This is a genomic window from Snodgrassella communis, from assembly GCF_914768045.1.
GTDB lineage: Bacteria > Pseudomonadota > Gammaproteobacteria > Burkholderiales > Neisseriaceae > Snodgrassella > Snodgrassella communis.
Genome location: NZ_CAJZCD010000004.1, coordinates 25358 through 47055 on the forward strand (window position 1 = coordinate 25358; position 21698 = coordinate 47055).

19 protein-coding genes are annotated in these 21698 nt (G+C 47.5%); 9 read left to right on the forward strand and 10 right to left on the reverse strand.

The window, feature by feature from the left end:
- The first annotated feature begins 21 nt into the window (after nt 1-21).
- The 4 genes from MJ761_RS05335 to MJ761_RS05350 all read left to right on the forward strand — a co-directional run bounded on the left by MJ761_RS05335 (nt 22) and on the right by MJ761_RS05350 (nt 4436).
- Nucleotides 22-822 carry a cytochrome C assembly family protein gene (locus MJ761_RS05335; protein ID WP_093091984.1) on the forward strand — a complete coding sequence of 267 codons (801 nt, stop codon included), beginning with the start codon at nt 22-24 and terminating at the stop codon, nt 820-822.
- A 51-nt stretch (nt 823-873) separates the two neighbouring features.
- A complete protein-coding gene (locus MJ761_RS05340; protein WP_093091776.1) occupies nt 874-2277 on the forward strand; it encodes an MFS transporter in 1404 nt (467 codons plus the stop codon).
- A gap of 79 nt (nt 2278-2356) precedes the next feature.
- On the forward strand, nt 2357-3349 hold the full coding sequence (locus MJ761_RS05345; RefSeq protein ID WP_093091778.1) for a nucleoside hydrolase: 993 nt from the start codon (nt 2357-2359) through the stop codon (nt 3347-3349).
- 247 nt (nt 3350-3596) lie between these two features.
- The gene (locus MJ761_RS05350) at nt 3597-4436 is read left to right on the forward strand and encodes a MurR/RpiR family transcriptional regulator (protein WP_093091780.1); all 840 of its coding nucleotides are present in this window, start codon (nt 3597-3599) and stop codon (nt 4434-4436) included.
- On the opposite strand, the gene MJ761_RS05355 is transcribed toward MJ761_RS05350, so the two are convergent.
- From MJ761_RS05355 to MJ761_RS05400, 10 genes are all read right to left on the reverse strand, one after another.
- Nucleotides 4411-4764 carry a hypothetical protein gene (locus MJ761_RS05355; RefSeq protein WP_218060200.1) on the reverse strand — a complete coding sequence of 118 codons (354 nt, stop codon included), beginning with the start codon at nt 4762-4764 and terminating at the stop codon, nt 4411-4413. The genes MJ761_RS05350 and MJ761_RS05355 overlap by 26 nt on opposite strands.
- A gap of 536 nt (nt 4765-5300) precedes the next feature.
- A complete protein-coding gene (locus tag MJ761_RS05360; protein ID WP_093091782.1) occupies nt 5301-6539 on the reverse strand; it encodes an exopolysaccharide biosynthesis polyprenyl glycosylphosphotransferase in 1239 nt (412 codons plus the stop codon).
- 10 nt (nt 6540-6549) lie between these two features.
- Entirely contained in the window at nt 6550-7371 is an 822-nt protein-coding gene (locus MJ761_RS05365; protein ID WP_093091784.1) for a glycosyltransferase, read from the reverse strand.
- A gap of 144 nt (nt 7372-7515) precedes the next feature.
- On the reverse strand, nt 7516-8604 hold the full coding sequence (locus MJ761_RS05370) for a stealth family protein (RefSeq protein WP_093091786.1): 1089 nt from the start codon (nt 8602-8604) through the stop codon (nt 7516-7518).
- Complete coding sequence (locus MJ761_RS05375) at nt 8604-9356, reverse strand: glycosyltransferase family 32 protein (protein ID WP_093091788.1); 753 nt, start codon at nt 9354-9356, stop codon at nt 8604-8606. Before MJ761_RS05375 ends, MJ761_RS05370 begins: the two co-directional genes overlap by 1 nt.
- Nucleotides 9353-10828, reverse strand: coding sequence for a lipopolysaccharide biosynthesis protein (locus tag MJ761_RS05380; protein ID WP_093091790.1), 1476 nt, complete (start codon nt 10826-10828; stop codon nt 9353-9355). Before MJ761_RS05380 ends, MJ761_RS05375 begins: the two co-directional genes overlap by 4 nt.
- Nucleotides 10829-10852: 24 nt before the next feature.
- The gene (locus tag MJ761_RS05385) at nt 10853-11683 is read right to left on the reverse strand and encodes an SPOR domain-containing protein (RefSeq protein ID WP_093091792.1); all 831 of its coding nucleotides are present in this window, start codon (nt 11681-11683) and stop codon (nt 10853-10855) included.
- Complete coding sequence (locus MJ761_RS05390; protein ID WP_093091794.1) at nt 11680-13407, reverse strand: biotin--[acetyl-CoA-carboxylase] ligase; 1728 nt, start codon at nt 13405-13407, stop codon at nt 11680-11682. The genes MJ761_RS05385 and MJ761_RS05390 overlap by 4 nt, the downstream gene beginning before the upstream one ends.
- Nucleotides 13408-13568: 161 nt before the next feature.
- Nucleotides 13569-14648 (reverse strand): iron-sulfur cluster carrier protein ApbC, encoded by a 1080-nt coding sequence (gene apbC, locus MJ761_RS05395; protein ID WP_093091796.1) that lies wholly within the window; start codon nt 14646-14648, stop codon nt 13569-13571.
- 88 nt (nt 14649-14736) lie between these two features.
- Entirely contained in the window at nt 14737-15336 is a 600-nt protein-coding gene (locus MJ761_RS05400) for a hypothetical protein (RefSeq protein ID WP_093091798.1), read from the reverse strand.
- 684 nt (nt 15337-16020) lie between these two features.
- On the opposite strand from MJ761_RS05400, the gene MJ761_RS05405 reads away from it, so the two are divergent.
- From MJ761_RS05405 to bfr (MJ761_RS05425), 5 genes are all read left to right on the forward strand, one after another.
- Complete coding sequence (locus tag MJ761_RS05405) at nt 16021-17376, forward strand: OmpP1/FadL family transporter (RefSeq protein WP_176715061.1); 1356 nt, start codon at nt 16021-16023, stop codon at nt 17374-17376.
- A gap of 236 nt (nt 17377-17612) precedes the next feature.
- On the forward strand, nt 17613-18506 hold the full coding sequence (locus tag MJ761_RS05410; protein ID WP_093091802.1) for an SDR family oxidoreductase: 894 nt from the start codon (nt 17613-17615) through the stop codon (nt 18504-18506).
- Between the two features lie 525 nt (nt 18507-19031).
- Nucleotides 19032-20039 (forward strand): 3-oxoacyl-[acyl-carrier-protein] synthase III C-terminal domain-containing protein, encoded by a 1008-nt coding sequence (locus MJ761_RS05415; protein WP_093091804.1) that lies wholly within the window; start codon nt 19032-19034, stop codon nt 20037-20039.
- A gap of 654 nt (nt 20040-20693) precedes the next feature.
- Nucleotides 20694-21158 (forward strand): bacterioferritin, encoded by a 465-nt coding sequence (gene bfr, locus MJ761_RS05420; protein WP_093091806.1) that lies wholly within the window; start codon nt 20694-20696, stop codon nt 21156-21158.
- Between the two features lie 10 nt (nt 21159-21168).
- A complete protein-coding gene (gene bfr / locus MJ761_RS05425) occupies nt 21169-21642 on the forward strand; it encodes a bacterioferritin (RefSeq protein ID WP_093091808.1) in 474 nt (157 codons plus the stop codon).
- The last annotated feature ends 56 nt before the right edge of the window (nt 21643-21698 follow it).

Consider the following 21698-nt stretch of genomic DNA (forward strand, 5'->3'; position numbering starts at 1 on the left):
CGCTATTGCTGCGGAAAAATCATGAGCTTATTGTTGCTGGTGCTTATTCTTGCCTATGCTGTGCTTTCTGTACTGGCATGGCGGTTTTGGCAACGCCATACTGATGTGGCTTATCCGTTGCGAGGCGAGCAGTTGCTGTTGTTGTTGGTATTGCTGCTGCATACTTTTGTGGTGTGGCAGCCCATGTTACAGCAACGAGTGCTGCTGGTGGGGTTTGGTCATGCGCTTAATCTCATTACCTGGCTAATGGTGCTGCTGTACTGGGTGGGTAGTTTTCGTTATCGGCTGCAAGGGTTGCAGCTGGCGTTGTTTCCCTGCTCAGCAGTGGTGTTGCTGGTTGCTTGGCTGTTGCCGGGGCAGCCTACTGCTTATCCGATGCACAATAGTGCTTTCATGATACATGTGTTGTCGGCTTTGCTGGCGTATGCCTTGTTTGGCATCACCACACTGCTGGCCGGGCTGATGCTGGTGCGTAACCATTATCTGCACCGGCGCAAAACGGTACCGCAGCAATCATTCCTGCCGCCATTGCTGGCAATTGAAAAATTAATGTTTCAAGGTCTGCAAACGGGATTTGTGCTTCTGACTATTGCGGCTATCAGTGGCACAGTATTTTCCGAGGCTGTATTTGGTGAACCGGCACGCTTTAACCATAAAACGGTGTTTGGCGTGCTGTCGTGGCTGATCTATCTGGTTATCCTGTTCAGACACCATACGCAGGCCTGGCGCGGGAAAAAAGTGGCATGGTGGGTCATTGTGTCATTTGTCAGCCTGATGCTGGCTTATTTCGGCAGCAAGTTTGTGCTGGAAATTTTGTTTTAACCTTTTGTTTCTAAGTAGTATTACCCTGATTTGTAACCATAGGATATTTGAATGAGTGACTTACAATCGTCAGTTGACAGCCATAAGCAGAGCGCAGCTGAACAACGTTTAGCCACCCCCGAAGGACGACTGGAATTTATTAAGGCAACACTTTCCTGCTGGCTTGGTACCACCATGGAATATGTGGATTTTGCCCTGTATGGCCTGGCCGCAGGCCTAGTATTCAGCAAAGTATTTTTTCCGGATGTTAGCCCCACAGTTGCTTTGTTATCAAGTTTTGCCACTTATTCAGTTGGTTTTGTTGCCCGCCCGATTGGTGCCATTTTCTTTGGCCGGCTGGGCGACCGTAAAGGACGGAAATTTGTACTGGTAACCACCATTGCCCTGATGGGGATTTCCACCACCCTGATTGGCTTTATTCCCAGCTACGCCACTATTGGTCTATGGGCCCCCATGATTTTAGTTGTATTACGTTTTGTACAGGGCTTTGGTGCCGGTGCCGAGCTTTCAGGTGCTACGGTTATGCTGGGAGAGTATGCACCGCCAAAACATCGTGGCTTAATTGCTTCCATTATTGGTATTGGTTCCAACAGCGGTACGTTGATTGCTTCTGCGGTATGGCTATTGGTATTAAGGCTGAATGAAGATGATATAATCACTTGGGGCTGGCGTATCCCATTTATCCTCAGTGCCCTGATTGCCGTCGCTGCAACCCTTATCCGCCGGCATGTACGTGAAACACCCGTTTTCGAACAGGAACAAAACGAATTAAAACAACTACAAGCACAACCTAAAACCGTTACTTCTACCCAATCACCAGTTGATACTCTGTCCAGCAAAACTTCGTTCTGGGCAAGGAATAAGGCCTTTTTTGTGATGCTGGGCTTGCGCATCGGCGAAAACGGCCCATCTTATCTTGCGCAGGGTTTTGTCATTGGGTATGTAGTTAATGTTCTGAGCGTTAATAAAACCGTTGCCACTACAGCGGTATTCGTTGCCTCGTTGCTCGGTTTCTTTGTGATACCTTTTGCTGGCTGGTTGTCTGATCGTTATGGTCGCCGTATTGTTTACCGCTGGTTTTGTTTCTTGCTGATGCTGTATGCCGTTCCGGCCTATATGTTTCTGGAAACCCGTGATCCCTTTATTGTAGCCAGTATTATTGTTATCGGTATGTGTCTGGCTTCACTGGGTATTTTTGGTGTGCAGGCAGCCTATGGTGTGGAGCTGTTTGGTGTACGTAACCGCTATTCCAAAATGGCACTGGCCAAAGAACTCGGTGGAATCATATCAGGTGGCACCGCATCATTAGTCGCCTCGGTATTACTTAATCATTATCATACATGGTGGCCGATTGCCATATACTTTGCAGCCATGGCCGGCATTGGTTTCTTCACCACATTCTTTGCCCCGGAAACCCGCGGGCGCGATCTGAATGCGGTAGAAGACGCCATTTAATCGTTTTGACAAACTGATTGAAACATATGTACCGGAGTCAGCTACTGACTCCGTTACCATTGACGCATAGGTAATACTTATGAAGCGCATCGTGATTGACTGTGATCCCGGTAATGGCATTGCAGGGGCAAATGTTGATGATGGTCTGGCACTGGCGCTGGCATTGGCCGCAGATTCAATTAAACTTGAACTTATTACTATTGTAGCCGGTAATACCCCACGTGATACCGGCTATCGGGTAGCTCGCCAGCTATTGCAAGAGCTGAATAAAGATATACCGGTAGTTAAAGGTGCGGCACAGGCATTGATTGAACCGGCTGCTCCATGGCGCGAACAGTTGGATAATAATGTTCGCAAACAGGGGTTGCTCTCTTTATGGGACAATCTGCCGCCATTGCCCGCACTCAATGACTACAGCGCACCTCATGCGGCGCAGGCGATTGGCGAACTGGTGTGTGGCAACCCTGGTGAAATCACCGTGGTAGCCATCGGCCCTCTGACCAATATTGCCCATACCATTCAACTATATCCGGATTTTGCCCGTTCGGTAGCTGAAATCGTTATCATGGGCGGTGTTTTTCAGTTGGACGGCTATCTGAAAGATACCAACTTTGCAGTCGACCCTGAAGCGGCCAAAATTGTAATTGAAAGCGGTGCCAATATTACACTGGCGCCTCTGGATGTCACCACCCAGACTATGCTTACCCATCAGGATTTGGATAAACTGCAAAGCTTTGCTAATCCGCTAACCGACTTTATCGTGCGCACTTCACGCCCATGGATGGATTATTCCATCCAGACCCGCCATCTGGCGGGCTGCTGGATTCATGATGTTTTATGTGTGGCCAAACTGATAGACAGTGATATCGTTACCAGCTCGCCCTATATTGTTGACGTATCCACTGCGCGCGACTGTACTCGTGCCAGTAGCCGACGCTGGAAAGAAGGTGCTTTAAGACTTACTGTGGGTATGCCTGAAGTAATTCATCAGCCTGTCAATGTCATGGAAAGTGTGGATAATCAGCGCTTGCTTGAGATTATATTCAACGCATTAGGCCAGTATTGCTGCTAGGCAGTCAGAAAACTGATTTAGGACGTTGCATATACTAAAAACATAGCTAATACGGCAACAATAATAACTATGATCGTTTTATTGCTATGCCATTATCGCTAATCTGTGCCAATGATATTGCATTTGTTTATGCTCATGATTAGGATAAACGGGCAATATTAAGAGAAATCAGCAGGTTTATTATGCATGCAGTGAACAGATATATTTCTGTTTTTGTTTTGTTGTTCCAGTAAAACAGGAGCGCAGAATGTTAGCTAGGATCAGCCAGAAATTACCTGAATTATCCTCGGCAGAGCGCCGGGTGGCTGAGTGTGTGCTGGCTCAGAGTAAATGGTTTGTGCAAGCAGCTGTTGCCAATATTGCCCAAGAAGCCCGTGTCAGCCAGCCTACTGTTATTCGTTTTTGTCGCAGTATGGGCTTTAGTGGGCTTTCAGAATTCAAACTCAACCTGTCAGCCAGTATTGGCCATGACGGTATGCCTTATGTGCATGAAGAACTGAACAGCACAGATTCTATGCAGGATGTGCTCAATAAAGTTATCGCTAACACTGCGGCCACTGTGTTGGGCAGTCGCAATTCGCTTAATGCCGCTGATCTGGATACAGCAGTAAAGCTTATGGCTAAAGCCCGCCGTATCGAATTTTATGGTGCCGGTAATTCCGGTATTGTAGCAATGGATGCTCAGCACAAACTGTTTCGTTTTGGCTTGTCTACAGTAGCCTATACTGATAGTCATGTGCAGCTGATGGCTGCTGCTGTGCTGTCTCCACAGGATGTACTGGTAGTTATTTCCCATTCCGGTTCATCACGCGATTTACTTGATGCCATCAAAATTGCCAAAGGAAATGGTGCTAAAATTATTGGTCTTACCCGCGCCGATTCACCGGTAGCCCAAGCTTGCGATTGCGTGATTAGTGTTATCACGCCAGAAGACAGTAAAAAATACACGCCAATGATTTCTCGCCTGTTACAGCTGATGGTAATTGATATGCTTACTATCGGTCTGGCCTTGCATCTGGGGGAAAATGTCAGCGAAATGTTGGCGAAAACCAAAGCAGGCGTTAAGCTGAAATTTCTGCAAAACTAGGTTGTTTTAGGGGATAGTTACGTAATATATCTACGTAAAAAAATGTTTCTTCGTAAGAAAAAATCATTTTATTCCTATTGGCAATAAAAAGAATACTTGTTTCATCACTAGGATAAAAAAAATCATCCCATGATTTTACGAAAATATCCGTAGGTATAATCGCACTTGCTTTTTTACTCCAAAAGAAAAAAACAAGTGAGCTGTCTGTTAATCTTTTTTTAAAGAATAAAGAAGATTCTTTAGGATGCTCAAAATTTAAATTAATTTTTTCTATAACTGAGAAGAATGATGAGTCCATTTTAATTATATGCTCAAATGGAAATGTCATGTTCCAGAGATGATCAGATTCTTCCGGATCAAGAAAAACAATTTTGCTTTTTTCAGCAGAAGACAGTAAGCAATCTTTAGAATTAAATCTCCATGCAATAGGGTATTTTTTTCATCAATAGTTAGTAATTTTTTATTCATGAAATTTATGTCCTGTTCTACTCGTTCTTTTACCTATATGCCAAGCTTTTTATTTTATATAGTGTTGATTATTCTTCAATAAACTCTTTTGCCTGATTGGCTGATGCAAAGGTCTAAAGCGGGTGCGAGCAAATTATATTCTTTGATCAATTAGCTGCATGATTTTCCTTGCTGCTAAGGTGTAATCATTTGCGCTTTGAAATCAGTACTGAAAATTCGGCTGGCATATTGTTGTTGATGTATTTTTTTCCCTTTCTTGTGTGAAGTCTCTCCTAATAAGGTTGTATGAATTGGTGTAGTCTATCCAATTGCTTTTTGTACGGTATAGGTGGTTATGTGGGTTGTAACGCTACCGGTATGGTTTTACTGGTAGCGTTTGTTATGGTGATTGCTGGTTTAGCGTGCGCCGAAGCCGGTGAGCATGGTTTTGAGGGTCTTAAAAAATATGAGTATGTCCAGTGAGAAGGAGAAGTGTTTGATGTAGTAAAAATCGTGTTCGATTTTTATCTGGGTCTGTTCGGTGTCGGCGGCATAGCCTTGGGTGACCTGAGCCCAGCCAGAAATGCCGGGTTTGACGATGTGGCGGTAGTCGTAGAAGGGGATTTCCTGAATAAACTGGTCGACAAATACTTTTTGTTCGGGGCGTGGGCCGATAAGGCTCATGTCGCCTTTGAGGATGTTCCAGAACTGGGGGAGTTCGTCGATGCGGGTTTTGCGAATGATGTGTCCGATGCGGGTGACACGGGCGTCACCTAGTTGTGCCATTTGGGCGCCATTTTTTTCGGAGTCGCTGCACATGCTGCGAAATTTGTAGATGCAGAATTCGTGCCCGCCGCGCCCGACGCGATTCTGGCGGAACAGGATGGCACCGGGGCTTTCGAGTTTGATGGCGATGGCGGTGATAAGCATTACCGGCAGGGTAATGGGGGCAGAAAGCAGGATAAGCAGGATGTCTGTGACGCGTTTAATGAGGACGTAGGTAGGTGAGGGTAAAAGGGAACCGAGGTCGTTTTCGTATAGGTGATGAATTTTGACGCGGCCGGTTAGAAATTCTTCTACCTGACGGATGTTGTAGACGGGCATGCCGTTGAGGGTCTGGCGTGCAAGGAATTTCTGCCAGTGATGATCAAGTTCGGGTTCGTGCAGGTCGGCGACGATGCCGTTGATGGTGGTGGCTGCGGGCAGGCTGGGGCTGGTAAGTTTTATCCAGTTGACGTTGGGCAGCTGGTCGGCATTTAAGGCACGGCCATAGGGCAGGTAGGCGTAGGTGGTGATGAATTTGTTGCGGTAGTAGATGTAGGCTACGCATAGAAAGAGTGACACGCAGCCGGCTATAAACAGGAACCACACGGTATAGGGTAGGTTGAAGAATTTGGCGGCCATCCACATGCCGAAAAACCAGAAGTAAGTATGCGGCAGGGCAATGACAGCGGATTTCCTGCCGGGAAAATTGCTGAATACGGACAGGGATTTGGTGTTGAGGATGTGGGCAATGCCGGCAAGGACGATGCTGGTGAGGAAGGCAGCACGCCCCTGAGAGAAGCCTTTGATAGGCTCCATGATGGCTAGTGGCAACAGCATGACCAGCAGGGTACCGAAGAAAAGGCGACTTTTGTAGGACAATAAACTTCGCATAATAGGTGCTTTATTTGTTCAGGCGCAAATGTTGGTAGAGGTTGCCCAGCAGATTTGCAGGCAGCAGACGGCTGCTGCTGCGCAGGACAAAGCAACTTAGGGCAGGTAATAGGGGCTGGCTATGGAGGCGGTGTTTAAGCCGCAGAAGCTGCCATTCGCTGCTGAGGTAGCGCAGTCCGCGCCGGCGTGCATGCATGTTGTGGCCAGCGCGGGCGTAGACGAGGATTTCGGGCAGGTTGGCAGCGGGAAAACCGGCAGCTAGCAGACGCAGCCACAGGTTGTAGTCTTCCATCCACTGGTGGTGCTGATAGCCGCCTACTGCCTGTACGGCACTTTTCCGATAGGCGGCAGCCATGTGGTTGATGGGATTGCGCCATTGGGCATAGTGGCGGATGGCACTGTCGCTAAGGGGCACTTGTCTGACGGCACTGGTGTGTTCCGGGGTGGTACTGAATTCGGCTATCTGGCCGCTGAACAGGGCTATTTGGGGGTGTTGCTGGATATATGCCCATTGGTGCGCAAAGCGTTCTGGTGCGCAGATGTCGTCGGTGTCCATGCGCATGATCCATTCATGCTGGCAATGCTGCAAGCCGATATTGAGGGCGTTACCAAGGCCGACGTGTTGTGGCAGGGGGATGATTTGCAGCGGCAGCCGGGTTTGGTAGTGGCTGAGTACGTGATGCAATTCGGTGCCAATGCTGCCATCCAGTACGATGATGATTTCTTCTGGTTGTATGCTCTGCGTGCACAGGCTATCCAGACAGGTGCTGAGCCAGTCAGGTTGTTCCTGTGCATACAGGGAAAGCAGAACGGAAAAAGGACGGGTTCTCATTGTGCTGGCAGCAGTGGGTGTCTGTACCGGTAATCTGTGAAGATTTGTTTATTATATCGCAACAATGTTGGTCGGTGCCGCTTGGGTGGCCGGCGCGGTGGGTTTGTGCTGTTAAATTAAGGATAGCTGTTGATTTTTTTATAATTATAGATGCGATGGCAGTGGCAACTGGCTGCTGTTTTGTTCGAATGAGGCCGGGTTGGGCAGGTAGTGTTCGTAGAATGTGTTCTGGATAGTGTTGAGTTGTGCCAGTTCGCTGCTGTTATTGCTGGTGCAGGTGTCGTTGAGGCAGACAAAACGGATTTCAGGATGTTGGTGCAGGTATTCGATGGCGCTGTTGAGTTCAGCCAGATTGCTGATGTTGCGTACGAAGCCATCGTTGTGTTTATGAGGGACGAAAGCACCGCTGGCCAGATGCCAGTAGCGGTTGAGGTAGATGGTGAGGTCGTTGTGAGCTCGAAAGCGGTTGGCCGTGCAGGCGAGGATTTCCGGCTGGAAATGCTGATAGACCTGTTGCAGGGTGCTGCGGGTATATGGCTGGGGCAGGTGCCAGTGGGCAAACCAGAAGTAGTGGCGGTGGAGATATTTAAGCAGGGTGTTGCTGAGTTTTTCGCGCAGGCTGTAACTGGGGGCAAAAAGTTGCTGTGTGTTCAGGGTAGCGGGTTTATAGATGCGGTTAATCAGGGCGATGTTGTTGTTGAGGGCGTCTACCCAGCTGTTCTGACCGCGTAGACGGCGAAACAGGGCACTGCGCTTGAGCCAGCCATGGCAGAGAAAGTCGACCGGCAGGCCGTGCTGAAACAGGCGTTCACGCGGGGTGGGACGCAGGATAACGGTGTCATCATTGAGGTAGACGAAGTGTTCGCTCAGGCCTTTGAGGTTGACCAGATTCATTTCGATGGCAGATGAGTTGAATACGGGCAGGTTCTGCGGCTGGATAAACAATTGCTGATGGCTGACAATTTCGATTTTTGGATGGCCGGTTTGTAACCAGTGCGGGCGCTGATCGGCGGTTATCAGGTAAATTTTATGATACCACGGGCAATTTTGTTCAATAGAGCGCAGTACGTAGCGCAGGGTACCGAAGTCCTGATAGCGGTTGCTGCCGGTGGCATCGCTGCGCCCATGATGCTGGGGCAGGTAGTGGTTTTTTTCAGCCTGCCATGCCGGGTCGCTGCCATCTACCCATGGCAGGACGAAATCAATCGGGGCATTGTCGGTGTTGGTGTTCATTAATGTTTCCGTTTGAGCAGGGTGATGAGTTTCTGGCTGTTGTGGGCGCCGAGGGTGGTTCTCAGGAGGTTGAGTAGCCGGCGTTTGAGCTGGTCGATGCGTTTGCTGTCGTTAAGCCATGTGCCATCGTAGTGATGAATGCAGACGGTATTGGCGGTGCGGTTCAGTTCATGGGTATAGGCGTTTTTGGCCATGAAGTAGTCGCTGGGGTAGACGCAGACGTAGCCGGGGACTTCCTGCTGCTGGTTGTTGAGGATAATGCCGTGCTGCTGGTAGAGCTGTTTGAATAGCTGATTGATGGTGATGAGTTGCTGCGGGTTGAATTCGAGGTTCTGGTATTGCTGCCAGATGTCCTGCATGAGGGTGCTGCCGGCTTCACAGCCCATGACGCCGGCCTGTGGGTTACAGGTGAGCTGGCGGGTGTAGGGATTCATGCCCTGCTCGAAACCAGTAAAGCAGTGATGGTGCAGGAAAGGGTCGAATGAGGCCACCATCTGTACGTCAGTGTCCAGATAAATACCACCGTGCTGATACAGTACCTGAATGCGACAGACGTCGGCAACAAAGGCATATTTGCCGGCGGCGTAGGCGGCGCGGGCGTAGGGATTGGCCTGATAGTCGAAGTTGTGTTCGTTCCATAGCTGGATTTGGTAGTCGGGCAGAAACTGGCGCCAGCTATCCAGATAGCGCTGGGTGGTGGCAGGTAGTGGCTGAGAGCCAAACCAGCAGTAGTGAATCAGTTTGGGTATCATTGGGCAGGACGGCGATAGATGAGAAACAGCAGAAGGGCGAAAGGTATGGCGGTGCTCAGGCCGGTAATGCAGCTCAGTTTAATCCAGTCCAGATAGTTGTGTACGCTGATGCTGCTGACGGGTTGCCAGCCGATGGTGATGGTGATGGCGATGGTGGCAAATACCACCAGCCATAACAGGTAAGGGCGTATGCAGGACAGGGACAGGATATGTTTGCAGGTGTAATGTACCATTTCGCTGCTGCGGTAAAGGAAGGATACCAGTGCGGCCAAGAGGATGCCGGCACTGCCCCATAACTGGATAAAGCACAGGGAGCAGGCAATGTTGAGACCTGCTTCAAGCAGTGCCTGTGGTTTGGTGGCTTTGTAGCGGCCAGCGGCCATGATGATGGTCATGCTGGGGATACGGCTGTTTTCGATGATGCCTACCAGTAAAAACAGAATGGCCAATGCTGGCTGGTGGTAGTTGGCATCAGTCATGTTGTGGGTGTAGAGCTGAATAAAAGGTGTCAGCAGTAGGCCGGTACAGGTGTAAACCCAGCCGAGAAAGCACATGAAGAGGCGATTATAGCGGCAGAAGTTGTGCCGGACACGTTCGGGGTTGGTGGCGAGACTATGGCCGAAGATGGCTTGCATCCCCTGCGACAGGGATTGTAGAGCCATTTTGATGGCACCAAAAATCAGGGCATAGACGGCGTAAATGCTGGCATCTTTTAGTGACAGGAAAAGGGTAATCAATACCAGTGGGGAGCTGAATATAAGCAGGCCGGTAAGCTGGTGGGTGAGGGCATCCCAGGTTTGTTGCAGCTTGTAGGCGTTGTGTTTGTTGTAGTACTGATTCAGGTTGTCGTAGTGGTGTTTGACATACTGGCGGTAGAGCAGGAATTTACTCGCCTGTATCAGGGTAGAGGCTATCTGTACGGTAAGGATGTTATAACCGGCGCTAATCAGCCAGTAGCAGACGGCAATGTTGGCGAGGATGCTACCAGCCTGTATGGTGGAAATGATGTAGGTTTTCTGGTCGGCGGTGAGCAGTGCGCGGTAGCTGCCAAACAAGAAGAAATCAAGGATGTTGACCGCACCCATTACCAGTACCATATAAAAGGTGAGGCTGGCGCTGATTTCGTTGTGGGTAAGCCATGCAAGCAGGATGGCCAGTGCCAGTAGCGCAATGACAAACAGGCTGCCACAAATGCGATAGAAGTGATGGGTGGCTGCGAGAATGCGATTACGCAGCTGGTTGTCGCGGGTGGTGAGTGCCTGATAGAGGGCAACAATAGCGGCGGCGCCAATGCCAGCCTCAAGCAGGGTGAGATAGGCAATAAACTGTTTGATGGAGGCGAGCATGCCATTGGTAGCCGAACCATAGGTAACGACAATCAGTGGCGGAAGAATGAATCCGCCCAGTGCAGTTATCAGTTGTAGTAACAGATTGGCGGATATGTTTTTCAGGATAACTGCACGGGTACTCATGAAGCCTCTGGGCGATTTGCTAGCTTACTGACAGTTACCGCTGCGTTGTATACGGCCGTAACGACCAGTAATGGCGTTAATGTCATGTATGGCTGAGTTGTCCACGCTACTGAATACAACGCGCATTTTGGCAATGCTGGTGGCGGAGTGAGCAGACTGGCTGTCACTATCACTGTCACTGCTGCTGCCGCCCAGAGTGGTGACGAAAGCATCGCTGAATCCCTGCATTTTGGCGCGTGCCATTAAGCTTTCGGCGTCTTCGCGTCGGTTGAATACACCGAGGCTGACTTTGCCCTGATTGATTCCGTAGTCAAAACCTTGCTCCTGTAGACGCGCACGCGTGTTGCTGTCGCTACTGGAGGAGAGTGCCACCATGTAACGGGTGGGTGTGGGTGCACGATGTGGTTTGGTTGTGTTGCTGACCTGTTCGATGAAGCGGCTGGTGGTAAACGGCCAGTGATTAAGCAGACCTTTGATTCGGTGAAAATCATCTTCTGGCAGGGTGACTGTGGCAGTACAGGTATTGGTTGTGGGTGTAGTCGGTTTTTCCGATTTGTCGGACTTGTCGGATTTGTCCACGTTAGTGGGATTGTCTGTCTTTGGTTTGTTAGCCGCAACGGTATCGATTTTGCTGGCGGTTCTGGCAACCGGCATGCTGCTGGCAGTCGCCTCAACATCGTGGCGCACACTGATGTCCGGATTGGCTGGTGCGACCGTTTCAACAGCAGGGCTGGGGGCACTGGCCACACTGGCCACAGCGGGCGAGGCAGAAATACCATGTACCAATTTACCAGCTATCATGCTGCCGAAAACAATAATATTTAATGCTACTAAGATTGCAAACAGCCATTTCATGCGTATTCAACCCAATTGAGTAAACCGTAAATCACTAAATTATCCACAATTTCAATGCGGTTGTCTAAGACAAATGTATTGGGTAATGCCTGAGCTACTTTATTGGCACCGCCGCCGGTGATAATGATGTCGACAGGCTTGCCGGCGCCGATTTTCTGTTGTAGGCGCGTATGCATCAGTACGATGGCACCACAGACTGCATCCATGATGCCGCTGGCCATGGCATTCGGTGTGGTAGTGGCAAAAGCATAGGGTTTGCCTAGTGGGCGGTTGAGGTTGGCTGTGCGTTTGGATAAGGCTTCTTTCATTAAGTGAAATCCCGGCAGGATGCTGCCACCCAGATAATGATTGTTATCGGTAAGCGCATCTATTGTGACGGCTGTACCACAGCTGATCACGACGCAGGCCTGCTGGCTGTAACGCCGGCAGCCAATTACGTTAAACCAGCGATCGGCACCATGTTCAGCCGGATTGCGGTAATGATTATAGATGCCAAGCGCTTCCGGCATGGAGGACAGCCACGTTACTGAGCACGGCAGTATGCTGGCAATTTGTTGCTGACGTACTTTGCTACAAACAGCACAGCCGATAATGCGTTGTACGCTGGCACCATGTTGTGCCCAGTCCTGTATTAAAGGTTGCAGGTTGTAATAGGCTGCTTTGCCATAGCTGAGTATGCAACCGTTTTCTACCCATGCCCATTTAAGTTTGCTATTGCCCGCATCCAGCAGTAGATAACGTTTTTTGCTGCTCTGTGTCTTGGGGCACTGCGCTGCGCCCGGGCGCAGGCTGATTTCGCCGGTAACAAAGCTACGTTCACCGCTGGCAGTTTGCAGCAGCAGGGCTCCAGACGCAGCAATGCCACTGACTGTGCCTTCGGCAAGGTTACAGCCATCGACTAACAGATGTACCAATTGTCCCTGATCACGATGCAGCAGATTGTAATCATTCAGAAACGGGTTGAGTCCATGCTGATTGAAGTGTGGAAGGTATTGTACCAGCCGAGCCAGAATACCCTGAAAAATCTGTGTTACCTGTGCCTGCGGCTGTAGTGACTGAATGGCAGTGGCTGTGCCTATCTGATCGGGAATACTGAAGTTTAAGCCAATACCGATGATGGCGGTAGTTTGTTTCTGTTGTGGTATGGTTTCAATCAGGATGCCACCGAGTTTGCTGTTATCCAGCATCAGGTCATTCGGCCATTTGATTTGTGCTGTTATGCCTAGCTCGCGCAGGGTTTGGGCTACAGCCAGTGCTACAACCAGTGCCAGACCGCCTAATTGAGCCTGTGGACGCAGGAATGACCAGCTCAGGCTGAACATCAGGCATTCGCCGATACGATTTTGCCATGACTTACCCTGCCGGCCACGGCCAGCAGTCTGTTCATAGGCCAGACAGATTTGGGGCGGGATGTCAGTAGGGGCGTGGCGCAGTTGCTCCAGTAGGATGGTGTTGGTGGAGGTGGTTTGTACCAGCAGGCGCGGATTAAACCCATGCTGGCGGGCACAATCATTAAAAATGTGTTCTGGTATCAGTGCCAAGGTTTTGGTGAGTTGCCAGATGTCATTGTGTTGACGCAGCAGATTTTGGATATGGACAGGCATTTCCTGCCAGGCTGCATTGAGCTGGGGAATTTTTTTATTCAGGGTATTTGCCAGTGTTCGGACATTATGTGCCTGACCATCAGCAAGTAGAGCCAGTAAAGGCCAAAACGGTGTGTTCATAAAATGGCATCACCATAGTTATTATGGATAACAATGGGTTAGCCCGGTATTGCTGCTTCTGCTGCGTAGCCGGGCGCGGGTAGACTATGTCAACGGTTGTGCAGTTGCAACCGCTATGAATATTAGCGCATGGTTGGGAAACTGTCTCTGTTTGTTGAGGCTTATTCAACCACAATTTTGGGGAAACGCTGGCTGTAGTCTTTGCCCTGATCTGCCAGTGCCTGAACCAGTTTCCATGCGGCTTGTTCGTACAGATTGGCAATTTCAGGCTGCTGTTGTGCCAGTATGCAGGCGGTACCGTTATCCATGGCTTCACGTACAGTCAATGTTAATGGTAGCTGACCCAGCAGGGGAACGCCAAGTGTGGCTGCCAGTTCTTTACCGCCATCCTGCCCGAAAATGGATTCAGTATGGCCACATTGAGAACAGATATGTACGGACATGTTTTCGAGCACGCCAAAAATGGGAATATTGACTTTCTGAAACATATTCACAGCTTTGCGTGCATCAATCAGAGCCACATCCTGCGGGGTGGTGACTACTACAGCACCGGTAACCGGAATTTTCTGTGCCAGTGTCAGCTGGATATCGCCGGTACCGGGTGGTAAATCGATAATCAAGTAATCCACATCATCCCACTGACTTTGAAACAGTAGCTGCTGCAAGGCCTGACTCACCATCGGACCGCGCCAGATAACTGCCTGATCGGTATCGACCAGAAAGCCCACTGACATCACCTGAATTTCACCGGCAGCCATCACTGGAATCATCTGACCTGCATGCTGGCACGGTTCTTGTCCGGCCACACCAAGCATAGTGGGCTGGCTGGGGCCGTAAATATCGGCATCAAGCACACCTACGCGCGCACCCATACGGCTTAAAGCTACCGCCAGATTGGCGCTGGTGGTGGATTTACCTACCCCACCTTTGCCTGACGCTACGGCGATGATGTTTTTTACGCCGGCAATGGTCTGTACGCCAGGCTGTACTTTATGTTTGCCGATAGCCAGCTGTACCTGTACAAATAATGGTGTATCGCCAAATTCGGCAGTGATAGCCTGATCGATACGCTGTTGCAGTTCTTCAATAAGGTGTGCAACCGGATAGGGAAAGGTAAGGTCAAGATGAATGCCATCACTGTCGATGGTAACGTTACTTACGGCTTTTTCACTGCCCAAAGTACGGTTACTGGCTGGAATGATGATGCTGTTGAGTAAGGTCGTAATGGATTGTGTGTTCATATAAGTTTAATTTGCAACTGTATTGCTGGCGCATATTTTACCCTATATTAGCCAGCAGCCAGTGTTTGCTTGAGGCTGCGCCGGTTAATCAGGATGGTGACTGAGTGCTTGCAGGTTGGCCGGAGTTATCCGAATCATCCATACTACTGTGCTGCCGATACCGGATCCAGAGTAAATGCAGACACAAGCCAGCCGGATACAGTAACAGGATTGAAACCATGAGATAATGCAGATTATGCCATTCAATGACATGATGGCCGTGAACCAGTGCCCATAATGCCCATAACCATTGCCACCATGCAGGCAGGCTGAAAGCCAGTACAATCAGCAGTGCGGCCACTCTTACCGGTGTCAGTGGCCAGAACTGATGTCGCTGCACGGCACGATTCAGTTGCAGCAGGATGTAGAAGGTAAAGCTGAGGGTTAATACCATGCCTCCATTGGCGATTACTTGCAACCAGCTGAAAGCGATTTCTGGTGATACCGGTAAATTATTTCGTGGCACCGGTGTTGGTTCTAGTGAAATGCTGGCAACAATATTCAGGCCGAAACCGTAAATCAGATCCAGCCATAACAATAATAATGGCCAGGTACGCTTCAGTCGTTGAAACATTGCTGTGTAACCATGAGAACCAAGAATAATGTGACAGTGTAACCATTGGTACAGGCTGCTGTAAATGGCTTTCAAATGGATGCTTCCGAAAAAAATGGCCGAAATTACGGTTGCGCTGTTTGTAATACTTTGTTGTACAGGTTGCCTTGGTATGCGGCAGCTGCTGTATAAAAAATAATTAATGATTGCAAAGTCGGGCAAATACAGAAGTGGTGCAGTAATGGGCTTTGATGTTTGGCTGTATCAAGTTTTTTATAATTATTTTCTGGCTGTATTTGTGTTTTGAATATTTATGGCTTCTCAGTTAGCTGATGACCATCACTGGCATGGGACTTAGACAGCAGGTTTTGCTGCACATATATGTTTCAAGTTTGGGTGGATTAAAATAATTTCGCTGTTATTTGATTTTTGTGGTTTTAATTTGTCAGTCTGATTTGCAGGTGTTTATATGTTAGTGAGGTTTAGTAATTTCAATTTATACAGGAATGGCCGTTAGGTTGAATTCTTATGCCTTTAGGGTGAAGAAGAATTATATTCAGATATCAGGAATTTAATTTAGTTGAATAATTGTAAGACTATTAAACGGCAATTTTTGTTTTTTTGAGTTAGAATAAACACTCAAATTTAGTTGATTTTCAATTTTTATTGAATTTTTATTTGTTTTCAGACCTTTAATTAGGTCTTTTTTATTTTCGGCTTTTGAGAAACAACACGATGATAAGACGTTTACCAGTTGTGATGAAGATAAGCACTGCATTTATGAGTGCTGCTATGATTATTTCTCCTGTATATGCTTCTGGATATCATTTAGGGTTACAGTCGGTAACAGCGGTAGCAACCGGTAATGCGGCAGCAGCAGAGGCCGCAGATGCGGCAACTATAGTAACTAATCCGGCCGGACTGGTGAATCTGGATGGTACGCAGATTGATACCAATCTGTTTGTAATCAAACCTGAGATTAAATACCATAATGCCCGTGGTACGTTTACAGACGGCTCTTCAGTGCAGGGACCTGAACACGGCAATATTGCCAATACGGCACAACTGGTGCCGCAGCTGTATTTTTCCCACCGCCTGAATGATAAATGGGGTATGGGGCTGGGGGTATATATTCCGTATGCAGCCAGAACCAATGACAGTTCAGATTCGGTGCTGCGTTATAATGTGAATAAAACTAATGTGAAAGCACTGGATATTAATCCGGCTGTGGCATATAAAATTAATGAGCGGCATTCAATTGGTGTAGGACTGATTGCGCAATACCTGCATGCGGAAGTGCAGAAATATGCCGATTTTGCGCCGGTAGGCAGTGCAAAGTTTGGCATCCCGCAGGCTGCATTGCATCAGAAAGCGCCAGGCGCATTTGATGCGCGCGCTACAGTTAAGGGCAATGATTGGGGTTATGGTTTCAATGCCGGCTGGCTGTGGGATATGAATGATGATGTGCGGGTGGGTATCAGCTATCGTTCCAAAATTAACCAGCATTTGCACGGTACTGCACGCTGGCAGCCAATGGGCAGCTACGCGAAAAACTATGCACCGTTGTTTGAGCAGTTTGGCTTTAAATCTTTGGAAAGTGCAGAGGTACAAATTACCACGCCGGAAGTGGTGTCGCTGCACGGCATGTGGAAAGTGAATCCGCAGTGGAATGTGTTTGGTAATGTGAGCTGGACACGTTCGTCGCGTCTGCATCAGCTGGATATTCAGTTTGAACATGATAAAACGATTGACCCGGTACATGGGGTTACTTCGAATACCACACATATTGCCACCAACTGGCGAGACACCTATGCGGTTGGGGTAGGCGCTTCTTATCAGCAGAATCCGCATTTGCAGTGGCGGTTTGGCGTTAATTATGACCAGTCGCCGGTGCGTAGCTCAACCACACGGCTGTCAACCATTCCAGATGGTAACCGCTGGCTGTTTGGTGGTGGCGTGAAATATGATGTAAACAAAAACGATACTGTAGCCGTGTCGTACGCTTATCTGCATATTCAACATACACATATGAACCAGCAGGATCAGGGCGCACATGTATCAAGTAACGTACGTGGTATAGCTGACTACCGCTCAAATGCACATATTGCTGGTGTTTCGTATACGCACCGTTTCTGAGGTTTACCGCAGCAGGTTGTTGTGCTGGATATGGATAATTACGTTTAGTATTCATCCTGCTTTGGTTATATTCTGTCATAATGTGTATATAAAAATCTAAGCCATTGAGATTAATAAATTTTAACTACAATGTTGACATAAATTACAGGAAACTTTCTTTGCTCGCATAATAATCTGTCGTATGATGGTTTTGCTGTTCCATTTGGATAAAGCATTGTTAAACATGGAGATGTATTATGAATCATCAAGAAGGTTTACAAGATCCAAGAACCAAGTACTATCATCAAGATTTTTCTAAACAGTCTCAGTCTGCACCGGGTCTGCAAAGCAAAATGGATCCGGTTCCAGATTGTGGTGAACAAAGTTATGAAGGTCATGGCCGTTTGTGCGGACGAAAAATTCTGGTGACTGGTGCCGATTCGGGTATCGGGCGCGCTACAGCTATTGCTTACGCCCGTGAAGGTGCAGATTTGGCAATTAACTATTTGCCCGAGGAAGAAGAAGATGCAAAACAGGTTGCGGCACTGGTGCAGGAAGCCGGCCGTAAAGTGGTCTGCATTCCCGGTGATTTAAGTGATGAGCAATTCTGTAAACAGTTGGTTGAAAAAGCGCGTACAGAGCTGGGCGGATTGGATGGCTTAACTCTGGTTGCCGGCAAACAGACTGCAGTAGAGCGTTTCTGTGATATCAGTACGGAACAGTTGAAAAAAACATTTGAGGTTAATGTATTTTCCCTGTTCTGGGTAATTCAGGCTGCTATGCCTCATCTGCCCGCTGGTGCAACCATCGTTACCACCAGTTCTGTACAGGCTTTTGAGCCCGGTGCCAATCTGGTGGATTATGCTGCAACTAAAGCAGCGATTGTGGCCTTTACTCAGGCATTAGCCAAACAGGTAGCCGCAAAAGGTATCCGAGTAAATTCTGTGGCACCAGGCCCAATCTGGACTGCACTGGAAATCACCGGTGGCCAGCCTACTGAAGCAATTCCAAAATTTGGTCAGAGTGAATCTATACTTGGTCGTGCCGGGCAGCCTGCTGAACTCGCACCTACCTACGTTTTCTTGATGTCTGATGAATCCAGTTATGTAACAGCTCAGGTATATGGGGTTACTGGCGGTATCGTACTGTAAAGCAGTAATTTGCTTGTAATCCAGATTAATCCGTACGGGATCTTTCCATCTGTTCTGGCCGAGTGTCAGCAGGAAAAATGAGTTTCCGTACGGATTTTTTGCGGCTTTTAAATGGCTAGTATGAATAGCTATTTTTAATGCCTGAATTATGTAAACAGGCCTTTATTATATTTTATATGAATAAAAATATATTGTTTGTTGGTGAAGTACTACACAAATAATTGTAATTAAAAATTAACCTATTAACTAAATTTGTGTATTTATCATAATTTTATTTAGTATAGCCATCAATTGCGGGTCTAAAAAATACAGGATAGTAAGAAATTTCGTTTAAAAATAAATATGATGGTAAATCTGTATTTGTAAACTATTAAGAATAGCGGTATTAGCTTGATCAGAATAATCAGTTTATAGGTTAATTTTGTAATCTGTTGCAGTTTACGCATATCATTAGACAGAGGCTGAATCATCATTATTATTAGATTATTTTTTAAATGATGACTATTAAAACATGAGGAAAAACGGATGACTGCCCAAAAATCAGGCCGTACAACTATGCCCTTAAAAATTCTGTCTACAGGTGCCGCTGTACCGGCAAGATGTGTGACGTCATCTGAATTAGACAGGCGTTTTAACAAGCCTGATGGTTATGTGCAGCGACGTTCCGGTATTGAGCACCGTTTTCATATTACTGATGATGTCAGTCAGGCACAGCTGGCCGTTATGGCGCTGACCGATGCGTTGCAACGCCAGCAGATTGCACCGGAATCTATAGATCTGCTGATTTCTGCTGCGGCAATCGGTACACAGGCTTTACCCTATACAGCCGCGCATATTCTGAAAATTAGCGGTTTGCCTCAGCATATCGCCAGTTTTGATATCAATAACAGCTGTATCGGATTTATGACTGCGCTGGAAATGGCAGCCTGTCTGCTTAATCAGGGCGTATATCGACGCATTGCTATTGTTGCTGCGGATCTGGCGTCGCGCGGGCTTAACTGGGATGATGAGGAATCTGCGCTGATTTTTGGTGATGGTGCAGCATGTGCAATTGTGGAAAAAGGCGATGGCAGCAGTGGTATTCTATCGTTTTTACTGGAAACCTATCCTGAAGGGTTAAATTTGTGTGAGATCCGTGCTGGCGGGACGCGGCGTAATCTGCGGATAGGGATGGAGGACAGTGATTTCCTGTTTGATATGAAAGGTAAGCAGCTGTTCAGACTGGCCTCCACACTAATTGAAAGCTTTGCCGAACGTCTATTGCAACAGGCCGGTCTGAGTATGCCACAAGTGGATTGTGTGCTGATGCATCAGGCCAGCCATCTGGCGATTAAACACATTTGTAAGCAGCTACATATCAGGCCGGATCAGTATGTGGATATTTACCGTTATCGCGGTAATCAGGTAGCCGCTTCCCTCCCTTCGGTAATGCATGAAGCATGGACGACAGGTCGGGTGCATGTGGGTAAACCACTGATGCTGTTTGGTACAGCTGCCGGCCTGACACTTGGAGGCATGGTGTTGCTACCATGAAAATATTGGTCACGGGTGCCACCAGTGAGCTAGCACGGGCTGCCTACCTGATGATTCATCATTCGAAGCGCACAAAAGCCATTTTATAGGTTAAATATAGTTAATAAATAAAAATATTTTATAATTTTTCGACCTGCAATGGGAGATCAGGAAGATTTTAATAAATGATGATAACCATTATTGTTCTAATAATTTGTTTTAATTGAATATTATCTATAAATATAGAAATTTTAAGTGAATAATGATGAAAATTAGTCTCATTTAGATAAAAATCGTCATGAAATTTAATGTTATGATAAGTCGAAATAGATGCATGGATTATTGTATTTAAAGTATTGCGTAGTTGATACAAATGCTTAAAGGGATGCAGGTCGCAGATTGAACTGAGTGTGCAATCTAGGACTACTCAAAATACTGATACTCATAAATTTTCATTGGATACAGGACTGTGATGCAAATATATGTTTAATATGCTAAATAAATATTTTTTTGCGGCGCACGTATGAAAATTAATAGCAAAATTTATCCTATTTAAATAATTATTCTGGTAATGATAGCTACAGGATCATGCCAGACTGGTGACAGATGTTTAATGATTAATTAAAGCTGGCTGACTATGGCAACAGAACAGCTTTGAGCAAAAAGGAAGCAGATATGGAAGGCAAAAAAGTTGTACTCGATTGTTTAAACCGTTTACTGGCAGGAGAACTGGCCGCCCGTGACCAGTATTTTGCGCACTCACGCATGTATGAAGATATGGGCTATATGCAGCTTTTTCAGCGCATAGATCATGAAATGCAGGAAGAAACCGACCATGCTCACCAGTTTATTCACCGTATTCTGATGCTCAATGGCAAGCCAAACATGGTGCCGGATGCCGTCAATGTCGGAACTGATGTAGTGAGTATGCTGCAAAATGATCTGGCTACCGAGCTGAGTGTGCGCCAGAACCTGAAAGATGCAATTAAACTATGTGAACAGGAACAGGATTATGTCACCCGGCAATTTCTGGTGGCGCAGTTGAAAGATACCGAAGAAGACCATGCTCACTGGCTGGAACAGCAATTACGCCAGATTGAAGTAATGGGTTTGGCAAACTATCTGCAAAACCAGTTGTAAGGAGAAAAATATGCAGGGTGACCGTTTGGCCTTACAGGCACTGAATAAAAATCTGGGTTTGCTACTGGTATCCATCAATCAGTATTTTTTACATGCAAGAATTTTACGCAACTGGGGCTTTGCCGAGCTGGGTGAAGTGCTGTACAAACATTCCATTCGCGACATGAAAAGTGCCGATGCACTGATTGAACGCATACTGCTGCTGGAAGGACTGCCCAACTTGCAGGAATATGGCAAGATTCTGGTGGGTGAAAACATCACCGAGATTTTACAGTGTGACCAGCAGGCGGAACAGGCCAAGCATATCGCGCTGGCCGATGCGATTGCCGTGTGTGAAAACCAGCTGGACTTTGTGTCACGTGATTTGCTTGAGCAGCAAAAAGTAATAAATGAAGAATATCTGGACTGGCTGGGTACCCAGCTAGATCTGATTGAAGAAATTGGCTTGGCTAATTATGCCCAGACAGCAGCACGGGCAGGCTAAAACCGATTGTACAGAAAACAAAAACAGCACGTCTGTGTACGTGCTGTTTTTTTATG